Below are 16,524 nucleotides of genomic sequence, written 5' to 3' on the forward strand. Positions count from 1 at the left end.
ACCAACGTCAGGTGGACTGGCAGTTCACCACCCACGATGCGCGTATCAAACTGCGCCACCTCTACCCCAAACATTAGCCGCGACAGTCTACTAGTGCCGCGGCAGGCAACGTTTGCCCGTGAAGGAGCGGCGTCCGGTGCGTGCTCTCGGCGGGCCGGCCGGAAGTCCTCGTACTGGACGTACTTGGGCTTTCGGCCGGTGCGGCGAGTGGGGGTCCCCCTGCTCGAAGAGCTCGGGGGAGCGTGCCGGGCGTCGCGACGGGGCGAACGTTGTCTGTCGGGGCACTAGCGGGCCTGTCACGGACGGGCGCGGGCCTGATGGCGAAGACCTCGCTGACGCCGACGAGCGCGGCGTTGGCTTCCATGGGTATCCCTGACGCAGACAGACGCGGCACCGACCCCGGCGGGACCCTGGCGCCGCGTTGCCGGTCCGGGCCCGAGCGGGCGGTGTCTTGGCGCCGGGGGGCTGGCTCTGGGGGGGCGAAGGGCGTTGGCTGCTGTCGACCTGTATGGGCCCGGCGCTGGCGTGTTGTTCCTGGTGCCGATCTCGGGTTCGGGCGCTCGTGGGCATTCTCCCGGCGCTGACGAGCGGGGCCCTGGCGCCAACTCGTGCCGTTATGGCGGCGGCTGGCGCGGCCGTGGCGCCGACCTGCGGTGCGGGCGTTGGCGGGCGCGGCCCCGGCGCTCATGGGTGTGCGTCGAAGGGCGTCGTCGGCGCTGACTTACGTGGTTCTGGCGCCGGCCGGTGCGCCGTGGGCGTGGCTCTGGTGTGGACGCGGGCCGGCCAGCGGCTCGGCGGTCATTGGGTGTACGGGCGGAGTGCCTGGCCGGCCTCGGGGCCGGTGCCCCACGCCGCCCGCCGACATCGTGTGTCCCGCCCGCTCAGGGCTCGGCCCCCTCACCGGCTCCCGGCCGGCGGGCCGAGCACCCCGACTCCGAGAGCGACGCGGCCCGTTCGCCGGGCACCGAGCGGCGGCCGCCGGTTCACCGCGAGCCCAGTGTCTCGCCCAGCACCTCGCGCGCGGCCTCCAGTGCTGTCGTGCGGTCGGACGGTACGAGGCCGATTCGGGTGCGGCGGTCCAGGAGGTCGGACTCGTCGAGGGCGCCCTCCTGGCGTACGGCCCACAGGAGTTCGGCACGGGTGACGGGGTGGCCCTCCAGCACCGGTTCGCGCAGGCGTGGGTCCCGAGCGCCCAGGGCGTGGACGGCCGGCGCCTCCGTGCCGTAGCGCCGGATCAGGCGGTGCGGGGCCCGGAGCGCGGCGAGGATCCGCGGTGACGCGGCGCCGACGAGGGGGAGGGCGGCCGTGGGGGAGGGGCCCGCGCCGAGTCCGTGCGCGGCGACGGCGGTGTCGACGGCGTCCTCGGCCATGCGCCGGTAGGTGGTGAGCTTGCCGCCCACCACGGTGATCACGCCGTCCGGCGAGGTGAGCACCGCGTGCCTGCGGGAGATGTCCGCGGTCCGGGCTGCCGAGGCGGACCCGGTCGCCGGCGTGGTGTCCAGCAGGGGACGCAGACCCGCGAAGGCGCCCGCCACGTCGTCGCGGCGTATGGGCACGTCGAGGGCGGAGGCCAGCACGTCGAGCAGGAAGCCGACGTCGGACTCGGGAACCTCCGGCACGTCCGGGACGCCGCCCTCGACGGGCTCGTCGGTGAGCCCGACGTAGACCCGGCCGTCGTCCTGCGGCAGGACCAGGACGAAGCGGTTGGTCTCCCCGGGGACCGGGATGTGCAGCCCGGCAGGCAGCGGGCCGAGCAGGCCGGAGCGCAGCACGAGGTGGGTGCCGCGGGAGGGCCGGATCCGGATGCCGTCCACCAGGCCGCCTGCCCACACCCCGGAGGCGTTGATCACGGCGCGGGCCCGGATCTCGCCCTCCTCGCCGGTCAGTTCGTCACGTACCCGGGCTCCGGAACCGGTGAGTTCCAGGGCCCGGACCCGGGTCAGGACGCGGGCGCCGCGACCCGCCGCCGTACGGGCGAGCGCGGTCACCAGGCGGGCGTCGTCGGTGAGCCGCCCGTCCCAGGACAGCAGACCGCCGCGCAGCCCGGTGCCGCGCACGGCGGGCGCGAGGTGGCGGGTCTCCACGGCGGACAGCCTGCGCGGCACCGGCAGGGTGGCGCGGGCGGTACGTGCCGCCAGCCGCAGCCCGTCGCCGGCGCGGAAGCCGGCCCAGGCCAGGGCGGCCTGGCCGCGAGAGACCAGTGGCGTGAGGGGCAGGACGAACGGCTGGGCGCCGACCAGATGGGGAGCGGTGCGTTCCATCAGCACACCGCGTTCGACCGCGCTCTCGTGGGCGACGTCGAACTGGGCGGAGGCGAGGTAGCGCAGTCCGCCATGGACGAGTTTCGAACTCCAGCGGGAGGTGCCGAAGGCCAGGTCGTGGGCGTCGATCGCGGCGACGCTCAGCCCGCGCGCCGCGGCGTCCAGCGCGGCCCCGGCGCCGGTCGCGCCGAGACCGACGACCAGGACGTCCACGGCCGGACCGCCGACGGTGCGGGCCAGTTCGCGGGCGCGGCGGGCGGCGGTGAGGGAGGTGCCCGGAGCCGTGTGCGCGGGGACGGCCGGGTCGTTGCCGAAGCTCATGGCGTCAGGGTCCTCTCCAGGATGGTCCGCAGTTCCGCGAGGAAGGCCTCGCTGTCCACTTCGGGGTCGTCCTCCTCGGTCATGGTGCGCAGCGACAGCGTGAAGGACTGCACGACCAGCAACAGGGACCGCGCCTGCCGCTCGGTGTGGCCGGCGCGCACCGACCCGTCGGCGTGGCCCTCGCGCAAGTGATCGGCTAGCAGGGAGAGCAGGGCCTCCTGGCTGGCTCCCCGGCGGTCCAGCACATAGGGGAGGAGCAGTTCGGGGTCCACGTCGACGATCTTGCGGAAGAGCGGGTGGGCGCGGAACGCCCTCACCCCGGCCACGAGCCCGTCGACGATCAGCGTGCGCGCGTTCGACCCGGGCCTGCGCTCCGGCATCGCCCCGAGGGCCACGGCGATCCACTCCCGCGTCATCAGATCGCCGACGAGGGACCGCACATCGGGCCAGCGGCGGTAGAGCGTCATCCGGGACACGCCCGCGCGGCGCGCCACGTCCGTCAGGGTCGTACGCCGGACGCCGACGGCCAGGACGCAGTCGCGCACGGCGTCGAGTACGGGATCACTGTCCGAACGATCCGAACGATCCGAGCGGTCCGGCCGGTCCGAACCATTGTGACGAATAGGCGTCATGTGTCACAGTGTAACGCCCTGCGGTCGCGTCGCGGCGCTCCGCGGAACACGGCACTCAGAACAGCCGCCCAGAACACGGCACTCAGAACAGCCGCCCAGAACACGGCACTCAGAACACGGCGCTAGGAACAAGGCCCCCCTCCTTCGACACGACCGGTGAGGAACACCCCATGGACATGCTGTGGAGCGGCTGGGGCGACCCGGCCAGGGCCACACCGCTGCCCGAGCCGGTGACCGGACTCCTGCGCGACCTGCTCGGCGTCAAGCCCCGCGAGACCGGACCGGTCGCCCTGGAGGAGATCCGCGTCCCCGCCTCACCGCTGACCGCGGACGCGCTCCGCGCCCTGGGTGAGGCCGTGGGCGACGAGGCGCACGTCCGCACCGACGCCGAGTCCCGGATCCGCCACACCCGCGGCAAGTCCACCCCGGACCTGCTGCGCATCAGGGACGGCGACGTCACGGACGTCCCGGCGGCCGTGGTGCTCCCCGCGGACCACGACGAGGTACTCGCCGTGCTGCGCGCCTGCGCCGCCCACGGCCTGGCCCTGGTCCCGTTCGGCGGCGGCACCTCGGTCGTCGGCGGTCTCGCCCCCGAGCGCCGCCGCCCCTTCGTCGCCCTGGACCTGCGCCGTATGAACCGGCTGCTCGCCCTGGACCCGGTCTCCCGCACCGCCACCCTGCAAACGGGCCTGCGGGCCCCGCACGCGGAGGCACTGCTGGCCGAACACGGCTTCACCCTCGGCCACTTCCCCCAGTCCTACGAGTGGGCCACCCTCGGCGGGTTCGCCGCCGCCCGCTCCAGCGGGCAGGCCTCGGCCGGCTACGGCCGCTTCGACGACATGGTGCTCGGCCTCACCCTCGCCACCCCCGAGGGCACCGTCGAGGCGGGCCGCGCCCCGCGCTCGGCGGCCGGACCCGACCTGCGCCAGCTCGTCCTCGGCTCCGAGGGCGCGTTCGGCGTCATCACCTCGGTGACCGTGCGCCTGCGCCCCCTTCCGCAGACCCGCGTCCACGAGGGCTGGCGCTTCGCCTCCTTCGAGGAGGGCGCCACCGCCCTGCGCCGACTCGCCCAGGACGGGCCGCGCCCGACCGTGCTGCGCCTGTCCGACGAGACCGAGACCCTGATCGGCCTCGCCCAGCCCGACGCCATCGGAGCCCTGGATGTCCGGCAGGGTGCCGGCTGCCAGGCGATCGCGGGCTACGAGGGCACCGCGGAGGACGCCGCCCACCGCAGGAGGCATGCAGCGGCCGTGCTGAGCGAGTGCGGCGGCACCTACCTGGGCGAGGAGCCGGGGGAGCGCTGGGCCCACGGCCGCTACTCGGCGCCCTACCTGCGCGACTCCCTGCTGGACGCGGGCGCGTTCGCCGAGACGTTGGAGACCGCCGCCTTCTGGTCCCGCATCCCCGGGCTGTACGCCTCCGTACGCGCGGCGCTGACCGCCACGCTCACCGAATCGGGCACCCCGCCCCTGGTGATGTGCCACATCTCGCACGTCTACGAGAACGGCGCCTCGCTGTACTTCACCGTGGTCAGCGCCCAGGGCGACGACCCGATGGCGCACTGGGCGCCCGCCAAGCGGGCCGCGAACGAGGCCATCCTCGCCGCGGGCGGCACCATCAGCCACCATCACGGCGTGGGCACCGACCACCGCGACGGGTACGTCCGGGAGGCCGGACCGCTCGCCATCGAGGCCCTGCGGGCCGTCAAGCGCAGACTGGACCCCGACGGCCTGCTGAACCCGGGCGTTCTGCTGCCTCTCGACTGACCCAGGCTGCTCCTCGACCGACCCCGGCCCGGCACCGTCCGCGACCGCCCCCTTTCCGTCCCGGAGGCCCCACCGATGCGACAGTTCACCGCCATCGTCAACCCCACCGCGGGCGGATCCGCCGGGGCCGCGGCGCTGCTGCGGGTGGCCAGGCTGCTCCGGGAGGCCGGCGCGGGCGTGGAGACCGAGTACAGCCGCAGTCTCGCCCACGCCCAGGAACTCGCCCGCCTGGCCGGGGAGCGCGACCGCGTCGTGCTCGCCGTGGGCGGCGACGGCATCGCGGGCGGCGTCGGCGGAGCCCTCAGCGGCACCGGCACCCTCCTGGGCCTGGTCCCGGCGGGCCGCGGCAACGACTTCGCCCGCGCGCTGGAACTGCCCGCCGAACCAGCGGAGTTGGCCCGGATCCTGCTCCATGGCACCCCGCGCCGCGTCGACACCATCGAGGTGGAGTCGGCCGCGCACCCGCGTACCGTCGTCCTCGGCAGCGTGTACGCGGGCGTCGACGCGCTCGCCAACCGGCACGCGAACAACTCCCGGCTGCTGCGCGGCGCCGCCTCCTACTACGCGGGCGGGCTGCGCGCCGTGGCCACTTGGCGGGCGGCGACCTACCACGTCACCGTCGACGGCGAGGAGCACACCCACCGCGGCTACACCGTGGTGGCCGCCAACTCCGCCTACTACGGCTCCGGTCGCATGATCGCGCCCGGCGCCCGCGTCGACGACGGCCTGCTCGACGTGGTGATGATCCGCGAGGCACCGCGCCGACTCTTCTTCGCGCTGATGAACGAACTGAAGTCGGGCGCGCACGTGGAGCGCCCCGAGGTGCGGATCCTGCGGGGCAGACGGATCCGTGTCGCCGCCGACCGCGAGGTGCCCTACGGCGCCGACGGCGAGGTCGAGGCGGTCCTGCCCGTCACGGCCCGCGTGCTGCCCGGCGCGCTCGCCGTGCTCTGCTGACCACTCGTCGGCTCAACTGGCGGTCAGAGAGCGGCACTTGGTCGATCGAAGTGATGTCAGGAGCAGCCCCACGCCGACATCCCCTGGAGGACGGCCAGTCGCCCGGCCACCCTGATCTGCTCTCTGCGCGAGGCCAGGTCCGCTCGGCGCGCATACTTCAGCCCTCCCGCGGCGATCCAGCTGGACTGGCGGAACTGGAGTCCGCCGTAGTATCCGTTGCCGGTGTTCGCCCTCCAGTTGCCGCTGGACTCGCATGCGGCGATGGCGTCCCAGTCTGGACTGAGACCGACGGCCGGGAGCGCCGTCGCCTGGGGTCCGCCGGCCAGTGCCGCGGTGGTCGCCGCGACCAGCAGGGTTCCGCGCAGCGCGCGAGGGCGGCGGCTGGGAGCCCTGTCGATATTCTGCTGACAGATCATATGCAGACTGTTACATCGTATGATCAGAAAGTAGTGAAGCGACGCGCCGGGTACCTGTCCGTCGAGGTGCTGACGGCCGGCGAGTCAGTGGCTTCGCCTTCGAGGGTCCGTGCAGCGCGATCCGGATGGAGGAGGGGACCTGACGCGGACGGCGGACGCGGTCTGGCGCAGACGGACGAACGCCCCGCCGGGGTCCTTCCCGGAGCCTCGCGAACCGGACACCATGCCCCGTCATGGACATTCTGCTCGTCGTCAGCGCCTTCAACAGCCTGTCGCAGCGCGTCTACGCCGAACTGGCGGACCACGGCCACCACGTCGACGTCGTACTCGCCACACCGGGCCCCGACGCCGTCCGCACCGCCGTCGCCGAGACGAACCCGGAACTCGTCATCGCGCCGATGCTCAAGACCGCGCTGCCCGAGGACGTGTGGCGGGAGCACACCTGCCTCATCGTGCACCCCGGCCCACCGGGCGACCGAGGCCCCTCCGCGCTGGACTGGGCGATCGCCGACCAGGCACCCGACTGGGGCGTGACGGTCCTTCAGGCCGAGGCGGCGATGGACGCCGGCGACATCTGGGCGGCCATGCCGTTCCCGACGGCGCCGGTCGGCAAGAGCGACCTGTACCGCAACGAGGTCTCCGACGCCGCCGTGGCCGCCGTACTCCTGGCCGTACGGCGTTACGCCGAGGGCTCCTTCAAGCCGCTGCCGCAGAGCGACCCCGCCACCCGCGTCGTCTGGCGCGGCTTCCTGCGCCAGGAGCGGCGCCGCGTCGACTGGGAGAACGACAGCACCGCGACCGTGCTGAACAAGCTGAGGGGCGCCGACTCGCAGCCCGGAGTCCTCGACGAACTCCTCGGCCGTGAACTGTTCCTGCACGGCGGTCACCCGGAGGACCAACTGCGCGGCCGCCCCGGAGAACTGCTCGCCACACGGGCGGGAGCGGTGTGCCGCGCCACCCGGGACGGCGCCGTGTGGATCCCGGAACTCAGGCCGCGCAAGAACTCCGGCGACCCGGCCCCCTTCAAACGCCCGGCTGCCTCGGTCCTCGGCCCGACCGGTCTCCCGGAGGCGGCCGTATCGCTCGAACTGCCCCCGGGGCGGCGCACCTGGACCGACATCCGCTACCGGCAGCGCGGGGACGTCGGCTTCGTCGCCTTCTCCTTCCCCGGCGGCGCGATGAGCACCGGCCACTGCCGCAGGCTGCTCGCCGCCTACCGCCACGCGCTCACCCGCTCCACCCCGGTACTCGTCCTCGGCGGCGCCCGCGACTTCTTCTCCAACGGCATCCACCTGAACGTCATCGAGGCGTCCGACGACCCGGCCGCCGAGTCGTGGGCCAACCTCAACGCCATGGACGACCTGGTCGAGGCGGTGCTGCACACCGCCGACCGGCTGGTGGTCGCCGCGCTCGGCGGCAACGCCGCCGCGGGCGGCGTCATGCTCGCCCTCGCCGCCGACGAGGTGTGGTGCCGCACCGGCGCCGTACTCAACCCGCACTACCGCAGGATGGGCCTGTACGGCTCGGAGTTCTGGACGTACACCCTGCCGCGCCGGACCGGCACCGGGGCGGCCGAGCGGCTGACCACCGAGGCCCTGCCGGTGAGCGCCGCCACCGCGCACGGCCTGGGCCTGGTGGACCGTCTCGTGCCCGTTCCCGCGGGGGAGTTCACCGCCGAGGTCGACCGCATGGCGGCCGGGCTCGCGGACGCACCCGACCTCGGCCGGCGGATCGACGCCAAGGTGGCGGCCCGCGCACGCGACGAGGCGCTACGGCCGCTCGCGGACCACCGGCGCGCCGAACTCGCCCGGATGCGCGACATCTTCTTCGACCCCGCCGCCCCCTACCACGCGCTGCGCTCGGCGTTCGTCCGCAAGCTCCCCGGCGCCTGCGCCCGCCCCCTGTCCGCGGCCGGCGCCCCGCTCACCGGAGGCACCCGATGACGCCGCCGCCCGGCACCCGGCTCCTGGTCGCCGGCGTCGGCAACATCTTCCTCGCCGACGACGCCTTCGGCCCCGAGGTGATCCAGGCCCTCGGCTCCCGCCCGCTGCCGGCCGGAGTCCGGGTGCGGGACTTCGGCATCCGCGGCCTGGACCTCGCCTACGAACTGCTGGACGGCTACGACACGGCCGTCCTGGTCGACGTGGCGCCGCGCGGCCACCGGCCCGGCACCCTGTCCCTGATCGAGGCGGAACTCCCCGACGACGACGCCGGCGCCGCGGCCCCGCCGGAGGCCCACGGCATGGACCCGGCCAAGGTGCTCGCCCTGGCCGCACACCTGGGCGACGGTCCGCTCCCGCGCGTCCTCGTACTCGCCTGCGAGCCCCAGGCGCGGCCCCGCGGCGACGAGGACATCATGGCCGGGCTCAGCGACCCGGTGCGCAAGGCCGTCGCCCCGGCCGTCGAGGCCCTGCACACCATGGTCCCGGTGCTGCTCGCCGACCCCGCGGCCACCCCGCCGTTGGTCCGCACGGAGGAATCCGCCCCCGCGCACACGGCTGCGCTCCCGCACCTCGCCACCGAAGCGGCCGAAGATCGGTGAGGGGCCCCGCAACCCTCCACCCGTCCTCCCCGCCCCCGCCCCAGAGCCGACCCCGAGGAGCAGCGCCATGTGCCGGTCCGTCGACGTCAAGCAGGCCGTCCTCGCCAAGAACGACGACCTCGCCGCCGCTCTGCGCGGCGACCTGGCCCGGCAGGGCGTGGCCGTCGTCAACCTGCTGTCCAGCCCCGGCAGCGGCAAGACCGAACTCCTCGGCCGGGTGCTGGCCCGCGCCGTCGAACGGGACGTCCCGGTGGCCGCGCTGACCGCGGACCTGGCGACCGAGAACGACGCCCGCCGGCTGGCCCGCTCCGGCGCCCCGGTGCAGCAGGTGCTCACCGACGGACTCTGCCACCTGGAGGCCCGGCAGGTCCGTACCCGGCTGGAGGGCTGGCTGCCCGAGAGCACGGCGGTGCTGTTCGTGGAGAACGTCGGCAACCTCGTCTGCCCCGCGTCGTACGACCTCGGCGAGACCCTGCGGATCGTGCTGATGGCGGTGACCGAGGGCGAGGACAAGCCGCTGAAGTACCCCACCGCGTTCGGCTCCGCCCACCTGGTCGTGGTCACCAAGACCGACCTGGCCGAGGCCGCCGGCTTCGACGAGACCGCCTTTCGCACCCATGTGCAGCAGGTCAACCCGGGGGTGGAGATCGTACGGACCTGCGCGCGCACCGGCGACGGCGTCGACACCGTCCTGGACCGGGTGCTGGTCGCCCGTGATGGCGCCCCGCTGCACCGGCCGCCGCTCACCCCGCGGCCCCACGTCCACGAGCACGCCGCCGACGGGGAACAGGCCCACGACCATCACACGCAACCGCACCCGGCGACCACCCCCGCCTCATGACCGCACCCGTCACCGGCCCGGTGCGCCGCCGGCTCACCGTGCGCGGCACCGTGCAGGGCGTGGGCTTTCGGCCCTACGTGCACCGCCTCGCCGCCGGCCTGGAGCTGGCCGGCTTCGTGAGCAACACCGCCGCCGGCGTGCTGATCGAGATCGAGGGCCCGCCGGACGACGTCACCCGGTTCTGCGACCGACTTGCCCGGCGACCGCCCCCGCTGGCCGCCGTCACCGGCATCGGCCTGGAGGACCTTCCCGCCACCGGCGCCACCGGCCCGTTCGCCATCCGCGCCAGCGAACACGCCCCGGGACGCACACAACTCCCGCCCGACACCGCGACCTGCGCCGACTGCCTGCGCGAACTGGCCGACCCGGACGACCGCCGCCACCGGCACCCGTTCATCACCTGCACCCACTGCGGCCCCCGCTTCACCATCGCCACCGCCATGCCGTACGACCGCGCGGTCACGACCATGGCCGGCTTCCCGATGTGCCCCGCCTGCGCCCGGGAGTACACCGACCCCGCCGACCGGCGCTTCCACGCCCAGCCCGTCGCCTGCCCCGACTGCGGCCCCCGGCTGCGCCTGGTCCCCGCAGCGGACAGCGGGCTCCGCCCGGCCCGGGACACGGACGCCCTGGCCGCGGCCCGGGCCCTGCTCGACGCCGGACGGATCGTCGCCGTCAAGGGCGTCGGCGGCTACCACCTGGCCTGCGACGCCACCGACACCCGCGCCGTAGCCACCCTGCGGGCACGCAAGGAACGCGGCGGCAAGGCGTTCGCCGTGATGTGCGCCGACCTCGCCGCCGTCGAGCGGATCGCCGACCCGACCGACCGCGAACGGGCCGCGCTCAGCGGCCCGACGCGGCCCATCGTCCTGCTGCGCCGGCGCGCACGCCCGGACGGGCTCCGCCTGTCCGACGAGGTGTGCCCCGGCAGCCCCCACGTCGGCGTGATGCTGCCCTACACCCCCGTGCACACCCTGCTGTTCGGGCTGCCCGGCGATCCCCCCGGCCCCCGCGTGCTGGTGATGACCAGCGGCAACCGCTCCGGCGAACCGATCGTCACCGACGACGAGGAGGCGCTGACCCGGCTCGCCGGGCTGGCCGACGCCTGGCTCGCCCACGACCGGCCCATCGCCTCCCCCTGCGACGACTCCCTGCTGCGGGTACGCCCCGACGGCACCGAACAGGTGCTGCGCCGCTCCCGCGGCTACACGCCCCGCCCGCTGCGCCTGCCGCTTGCGGTGCGCCCCGCGCTCGCCGTGGGCGGCGACCTGAAGAACGTCCCGTGTATCGGCGACGGCGAGCAGGCCTGGTTCGGGCCGCACATCGGCGACATGGGGGACCTCGCCACCCAGGAGGCCGCCCGGCGGGCGGAACGGCACCTGCTGCGCCTGACCGGAGTGACCCCCGCCCTGGTCGCCGCCGACCGCCACCCCGGCTACCACTCGGCCCGCTGGGCACGCCGCCGCGCGGCCGAACTCCTGGAGCCGGAGCCCGTACTGGTCCAGCACCACCACGCGCACATCGCCTCGGCGATGGCCGAGCACGGCCTCGACGGCACCACGCCCGTCATCGGCGTCGCCTTCGACGGCACCGGATACGGCGACGACGGCACCGTCTGGGGCGGCGAGTTCCTGCTCGCCGACTACACCGGCCACCGCCGCTTCGCCCGGCTGGCCCCCGCCCCGCTGCCCGGCGGCGACGCGGGCGTGGCCAACCCCTGCCGGCTCGCCCTGGCCCGGCTGTGGGCCGCGGGACTGCCCTGGGACCCCGGACTGCCCAGCGTCGCCGCCTGCGCACCCGACGAACGGTCGCTACTGCGGAGGCAGTTGGAGCGCGACCTGGCCTGCGTGCCGACCTCCAGCACGGGCCGGCTCTTCGACGCCGTGTCCTCCCTCGCGGGCGTGTGCCACCGCGCGGGGTACGAGGCGCAGGCCGCGCTGGAACTGGAGGCCGCCGCGACCCTGGCCCGGGACGCCGACAGCGCGGCGTACCCCTTCGCCATCGCCGACGGACCCGGCCCCCTCGGCTGCGACCCGGCGCCCATGCTGCGGGCGCTCCTCGACGACCAGCGGCGCGGCACCCCGCCACCGGTCCTCGCGGCCCGCTTCCACCGGGGCCTCGCGCGGGCCGTCGCGGAGATCTGCCACCGCGCCCGCACGGCCACCGGCCTGACCACCGCCGTCCTCAGCGGCGGTGTCTTCGCCAACGGCTTGCTGGAGGACGAGTGCGCCGCGCTGCTCACCGCGGACGGCTTCACCGTCCTGCGCCACGGCGAAGTCCCGCCGAACGACGGCGGACTGGCCCTCGGACAGCTCGTGGTCGCGGCACACGAGCGGCACCAGCGGCGGCGTCCGGAAGCCGCCGCCGTATGAGCCGACCGGGCCGGGACCCGCGCGAGGGCCGCGGGGCCGGCGGACGACAGACAGCGACGAGACGGAGTGACCCATGTGTTTGGCAGTGCCCGGCAGAGTCGTGGCCATCGACCACCGCGCCGACCCGCTCACCGGTCTGATCGACTTCGGCGGGGTGCAGAAACAGGCGTGTCTGGAATACCTGCCCGATGTGCGGGTGGGGGAGTACGTGATCGTCCACGTCGGGTTCGCCCTCCAGCGCCTGGACGAGGAGTCGGCCCGCGCGTCCCTGGAGCTGTTCGAGCAACTGGGGCTGCTGGAAGAGGAGTTCGGTGACGCCTGGGTGCAGGCGGCCGAGCAGGCCGGCGACCCGGCCCCGCACGCCCCCGGGGCCGAGGAACGCGAGAAGAGCGGGAGTGAGGCCTGATGAAGTACATCGACGAGTTCAACGACCCCGGTCTGGCCCGGCGGCTGCTGGACGAGATCCGCGCGACGGTCACCCGGCCATGGGCGCTGATGGAGGTCTGCGGCGGCCAGACCCACTCGATCATCCGGCACGGCATCGACCAGCTGCTGCCCGAGGAGGTCGAGCTGATCCATGGCCCCGGCTGCCCGGTGTGCGTGACCCCCCTCGAAGTCATCGACAAGGCACTGGCGATCGCCGCGCGCCCCGACGTGACCTTCTGCTCGTTCGGCGACATGCTGCGGGTGCCGGGCACCGACCGGGACCTGTTCCGGGTCAAGGGCGAGGGCGGGGACGTACGGGTGGTGTACTCGCCGCTGGACGCCCTCCGGCTCGCCCGGCAGCGCCCGGACCGGCAGGTGGTGTTCTTCGCCATCGGCTTCGAGACGACCGCTCCCGCCAACGCCATGGCCGTGCACCAGGCCCGCCGCCTGGGCCTGGACAACTTCAGCCTGCTGGTCTCGCACGTCCGGGTGCCACCGGCCATCGAGGCGATCATGACCGCCCCGGCCTGCCGGGTGCAGGGCTTCCTCGCCGCCGGGCACGTGTGCAGCGTCATGGGCACCGCCGAGTACCCGGACCTGGCCGAGCGGCACCGGGTGCCGGTCGTGGTGACCGGCTTCGAGCCGCTGGACATCCTCGAAGGCATCCGCCGGGCCGTGCACCAACTCGAGCGCGGCGAGCACCGGGTGGAAAACGCCTACCCGCGCGCCGTGCGCGAGGCAGGCAATCCGGCCGCCCTGAGCATGCTCCAGGAGGTCTTCGAGGTGGCCGACCGGTCCTGGCGCGGCATCGGACGCATCCCCGCAAGCGGCTGGCGGCTGTCCGACGCCTACCGCGCCTACGACGCCGAGCACCGCTTCGACGTCGGGGGCATCCGCACCGAGGAGCCCGCTGTGTGCCGCGCGGGCGAGGTCCTCCAGGGCCTGATCAAGCCCACCGAGTGCTCCGCGTTCGGCACCGCCTGCACTCCGCGCACCCCGCTCGGCGCCACCATGGTCTCCAGCGAGGGTGCCTGCGCCGCCTACTACCTGTACCGCCGGATGACCGGACAGGCCTCACCGGGCGCCCCGGCGCCGCAGGGCTCCCGCATCCCGCAGGAGGAGATGAACCCCGTTGGCTGAACTGGCTTCCGCGGCGGCCGACGCCCCCGTCGACCCGGCGAACTGGACCTGTCCCGCCCCCCTGCGCGACCAGCCGGTCGTGGTGATGGGCCACGGCGGAGGCGGCGCGCTGTCCGCCGAACTGATCCGGGACGTCTTCGCCCCGGCCTACGGCAACCCCGTCCTCGCCGCCATGGGCGACTCCGCCGTGCTCCACCTCGGCGGCACCCGGCTGGCGTTCTCCACCGACTCCTACGTCGTCAGGCCGCTGTTCTTCCCGGGCGGCAGCCTCGGCGACCTGGCGGTCAACGGCACCGTCAACGACCTGGCGATGAGCGGCGCCCGGCCCGCCTACCTCTCCGCTGCCTTCGTGCTGGAGGAGGGCGTGGAACTGACCGTGGTCGACCGGATCGCACGTGCCATGGGCGCGGCCGCCGAAGCCGCGGGCGTCACCGTGGCCACCGGCGACACCAAGGTGGTGGAGGCCGGACACGGCGACGGCGTGTACGTCACCACCGCCGGGGTCGGTGTCGTGCCCGAGGGAGTGGACATCCGTCCGCAGCGGGCCCGGCCGGGCGACGCCGTCATCGTCAGCGGCCCGATCGGCCTGCACGGTGTGGCGATCATGAGCGTCCGGGAGGGCCTGGAGTTCGGCGTCGAGGTCGCCAGCGACACCGCGCCCCTGGGGGACCTGGTGGCCGCCATGCTGGCCGTCACCCCGGACATCCACGTGCTGCGCGACCCCACCCGGGGCGGTCTCGGCGCCTCCCTCAACGAGATCGCCCGCGCCTCCGGCACCGGGGTCCTGCTGCGCGAACGCGCCATCCCCGTCCCTGAGGCGGTCACGAACGCCTGCGGATTCCTCGGCCTCGACCCGCTGTACGTCGCCAACGAGGGCCGGCTCGTCGCCTTCGTGCCGCCCACCGAGGCGGAGGCCGTCCTGGAGGCGATGCGTGCCCATCCGCAGGGCGGCGGAGCCGTGCTCATCGGCGAGTGCGTCGCCGACCATCCCGGCATGGTGGTCGTCGCCACCGGCCTCGGCGGCACCCGGGTCGTCGACCTGCCGCTGGGGGAGCAACTGCCGCGCATCTGCTGACCGTTGGAGCCGAGAGGCCCTGCCGGTGCACGACGCACCGGCGGGGCCTCTCGGCCGCCTGGCGGGCCCGTCAAGGTGCGGGCGACGGGGCGGGCTCGATGGCGGTGATCTCCAACTCCCGTCCGCTGCGCAGGTCCCGCGACGGACGGTCGCAGTGCGGGCACCAGAAGAACGGGGGCATGCCGACCGGGAACTCCGTGTCGCACGGGACGCAGTAGGCGTGCGCGGTCACCTGCTCGACGACGAGCCGGGCCCCGGCCAGGGCGGTGCCCTCCCGGGCGATCTCGAAGGCGAAGCTCAGGGCGTCGGGTACGACCCCGGCCAACTCGCCCACCCGCACCGTCACCACCGACACGGCGCCCGTCCCCTCGGCCCGTGCAACCTCGTCGGCCTGCTCCACGATGGCGGTGGCGATCGACAACTCGTGCATGCCGGTCAGCTCCGATCGGCCAGTTCCGTCCGGTCAGTTCTGCTTGGTCAGTTCCGCTTGGTCAGTTCTGTTCGGTCAGCTCCGCGAAGAACTCCTCGACGGCGGGCCACACCCGGCCCCCGCCGGACAGACCCCGCCACTCGCGGCGGACCACGGCCAGCATCCGGAAACAGTCGTCGACGGGCACGATCCAGTGGTGGTCCAGGCCCTGGACGGTGTTGACGAGCAGCGCCTCCACGTCGGGCTCCATGGAGGCGAGTTCGGGGAACCGGGTGGTCAACTGCCGCCAGACCGCCGCGTCCACCTCCCACCGCATGGCACCCGCCGGGCTCGGGCCCTCGGCGGTGACCGTGCCGTCGGCGCGCGGCACGAAGAAGACCAGACCGACCGGCACCCCCAGCGCGGCCGTGTCGACGCGCGGAAGCCGCACCCGGCGCCGGGGGACGAGCCGGTAGTGCCCGCCACCCGCCCCGTCCTCGGCGAAGAGCACCGAGCAGGGGCCGCAGGCGCACCGCACCTCGGCCTCGGCGGTGTCGTAGAGGTGGCGGTGGTCCTCGGGCACCGGCGCGGCGCACAGATCGCACACCTCGCCCGGTGCCGCGGAGGCCCGGCCCGCCGAGGAGCGGATGAGGCGGGCCAGCGCTCCGCCCCCGGTCACCGTGGCTCCTGCGACCGTGGCGCACCCCGGCGCGCGAGCGTCTCCAGCGGGACGAACGCGGGAGCCGCCTGCCGCTCGGACGCGCCGGGCACCGCCTCCACCGCCGCCAGTTCCGGAGCGGCGGCGAGCACGGCCGCACGGACGGCGCCGGTCACATCGTCCGTGGCGCCGCCGCACCCGGAACCGCACCCGCCGCCGCCCGTGCTCACCCGCACCCGGGCCACCTGTTCCTCCAGGCCCATCCACTCGACGTCGCCGCCGCGCTCCCGTACGGCCGGGCGCAGCCGTTCGACGGCGCGCGCCGCCCGGCGCTCGGCCGGCTCGGGATGGATCTCGTGCAGGACCAGCAGGTGCCCCACCAACTCGTCCTCGGCCAGACGCAGCGTCAGTTCGGCGTCCGCACGGTCGAGGACGCGGCCCAGCGCCTCGCCGTAGACCTCGGTCAGCAGCCGCACCGCATCCAGGGCGGACCGCACGGTCGGCCCCGGAGCGGACTCGAGCCCCGCGAGGAGTTCGTCGAGCCGGGCGAGCCGCGCCTCGACGTCCGGGTCCGCGAGCCGGCCGGACCGGGCGTCCTGCTCCGTGTCAGGCATGTTCGGCTCCGTAGGTGGGGGTGTGGGTGGTGGTGAGGGTTTTGCCGTTGCCGAGGTACATGTGGACGCCGCAGGGGAGGCAGGGGTCGAAGCT

The 16,524-nt window shown here is 74.5% G+C and carries 15 protein-coding genes; 9 read left to right on the forward strand and 6 right to left on the reverse strand.

Going from position 1 to position 16,524, the window contains the following annotated elements; genetic code table 11:
• Nucleotides 1-983 precede the first annotated feature (983 nt).
• A complete protein-coding gene (locus ACWEK3_RS40130; protein ID WP_450546849.1) occupies nucleotides 984-2,582 on the reverse strand; it encodes a glycerol-3-phosphate dehydrogenase/oxidase in 1,599 nt (532 codons plus the stop codon).
• Entirely contained in the window at nucleotides 2,579-3,214 is a 636-nt protein-coding gene (locus ACWEK3_RS40135; protein WP_453252034.1) for a TetR/AcrR family transcriptional regulator, read from the reverse strand. The genes ACWEK3_RS40130 and ACWEK3_RS40135 overlap by 4 nt, the downstream gene beginning before the upstream one ends.
• Before the next feature lie 170 nt (nucleotides 3,215-3,384).
• Between ACWEK3_RS40135 and ACWEK3_RS40140 the strand changes: the two genes are divergently transcribed.
• Together ACWEK3_RS40140 and ACWEK3_RS40145 are read left to right on the forward strand one after the other, a co-directional pair.
• The gene (locus ACWEK3_RS40140; protein ID WP_450546847.1) at nucleotides 3,385-4,980 is read left to right on the forward strand and encodes an FAD-binding oxidoreductase; all 1,596 of its coding nucleotides are present in this window, start codon (nucleotides 3,385-3,387) and stop codon (nucleotides 4,978-4,980) included.
• A 75-nt stretch (nucleotides 4,981-5,055) separates the two neighbouring features.
• On the forward strand, nucleotides 5,056-5,937 hold the full coding sequence (locus ACWEK3_RS40145; RefSeq protein ID WP_390875455.1) for a YegS/Rv2252/BmrU family lipid kinase: 882 nt from the start codon (nucleotides 5,056-5,058) through the stop codon (nucleotides 5,935-5,937).
• 56 nt (nucleotides 5,938-5,993) lie between these two features.
• Here ACWEK3_RS40145 and ACWEK3_RS40150 read toward each other — a convergent pair whose 3' ends face one another.
• Nucleotides 5,994-6,353 (reverse strand): transglycosylase family protein, encoded by a 360-nt coding sequence (locus ACWEK3_RS40150; protein WP_450546846.1) that lies wholly within the window; start codon nucleotides 6,351-6,353, stop codon nucleotides 5,994-5,996.
• Between the two features lie 233 nt (nucleotides 6,354-6,586).
• Here ACWEK3_RS40150 and ACWEK3_RS40155 point away from each other — a divergent pair, with 233 nt between their 5' ends.
• The 7 genes from ACWEK3_RS40155 to hypE all read left to right on the forward strand — a co-directional run bounded on the left by ACWEK3_RS40155 (nucleotide 6,587) and on the right by hypE (nucleotide 14,749).
• Nucleotides 6,587-8,296: an enoyl-CoA hydratase-related protein gene (locus tag ACWEK3_RS40155; RefSeq protein WP_453252035.1), complete on the forward strand. Its 1,710-nt coding sequence runs from the start codon at nucleotides 6,587-6,589 to the stop codon at nucleotides 8,294-8,296.
• Complete coding sequence (locus tag ACWEK3_RS40160) at nucleotides 8,293-8,895, forward strand: hydrogenase maturation protease (RefSeq protein ID WP_453252036.1); 603 nt, start codon at nucleotides 8,293-8,295, stop codon at nucleotides 8,893-8,895. Before ACWEK3_RS40155 ends, ACWEK3_RS40160 begins: the two co-directional genes overlap by 4 nt.
• A gap of 67 nt (nucleotides 8,896-8,962) precedes the next feature.
• Nucleotides 8,963-9,736, forward strand: coding sequence for a hydrogenase nickel incorporation protein HypB (hypB, locus tag ACWEK3_RS40165; protein WP_390725919.1), 774 nt, complete (start codon nucleotides 8,963-8,965; stop codon nucleotides 9,734-9,736).
• Nucleotides 9,733-12,108: a carbamoyltransferase HypF gene (gene hypF / locus ACWEK3_RS40170; RefSeq protein ID WP_450546843.1), complete on the forward strand. Its 2,376-nt coding sequence runs from the start codon at nucleotides 9,733-9,735 to the stop codon at nucleotides 12,106-12,108. The genes hypB and hypF overlap by 4 nt, the downstream gene beginning before the upstream one ends.
• A gap of 73 nt (nucleotides 12,109-12,181) precedes the next feature.
• Complete coding sequence (locus ACWEK3_RS40175; protein ID WP_365419317.1) at nucleotides 12,182-12,514, forward strand: HypC/HybG/HupF family hydrogenase formation chaperone; 333 nt, start codon at nucleotides 12,182-12,184, stop codon at nucleotides 12,512-12,514.
• Nucleotides 12,514-13,674 carry a hydrogenase formation protein HypD gene (gene hypD / locus ACWEK3_RS40180; protein ID WP_450546842.1) on the forward strand — a complete coding sequence of 387 codons (1,161 nt, stop codon included), beginning with the start codon at nucleotides 12,514-12,516 and terminating at the stop codon, nucleotides 13,672-13,674. Before ACWEK3_RS40175 ends, hypD begins: the two co-directional genes overlap by 1 nt.
• Before the next feature lie 85 nt (nucleotides 13,675-13,759).
• Nucleotides 13,760-14,749: a hydrogenase expression/formation protein HypE gene (gene hypE, locus ACWEK3_RS40185; protein WP_453252038.1), complete on the forward strand. Its 990-nt coding sequence runs from the start codon at nucleotides 13,760-13,762 to the stop codon at nucleotides 14,747-14,749.
• Nucleotides 14,750-14,819: 70 nt separating this feature from the next.
• On the opposite strand, the gene hypA is transcribed toward hypE, so the two are convergent.
• The 3 genes from hypA to ACWEK3_RS40200 form a co-directional block, all read right to left on the reverse strand.
• Complete coding sequence (hypA, locus tag ACWEK3_RS40190) at nucleotides 14,820-15,179, reverse strand: hydrogenase maturation nickel metallochaperone HypA (protein WP_450546841.1); 360 nt, start codon at nucleotides 15,177-15,179, stop codon at nucleotides 14,820-14,822.
• 61 nt (nucleotides 15,180-15,240) lie between these two features.
• Nucleotides 15,241-15,837, reverse strand: coding sequence for a DUF5947 family protein (locus ACWEK3_RS40195; protein WP_453252037.1), 597 nt, complete (start codon nucleotides 15,835-15,837; stop codon nucleotides 15,241-15,243).
• A complete protein-coding gene (locus tag ACWEK3_RS40200; RefSeq protein WP_450546839.1) occupies nucleotides 15,834-16,430 on the reverse strand; it encodes a NifU family protein in 597 nt (198 codons plus the stop codon). The genes ACWEK3_RS40195 and ACWEK3_RS40200 overlap by 4 nt, the downstream gene beginning before the upstream one ends.
• Between the last annotated feature and the right edge of the window lie 94 nt (nucleotides 16,431-16,524).

It is taken from the genome of Streptomyces sp. NPDC004721 (assembly GCF_053601495.1).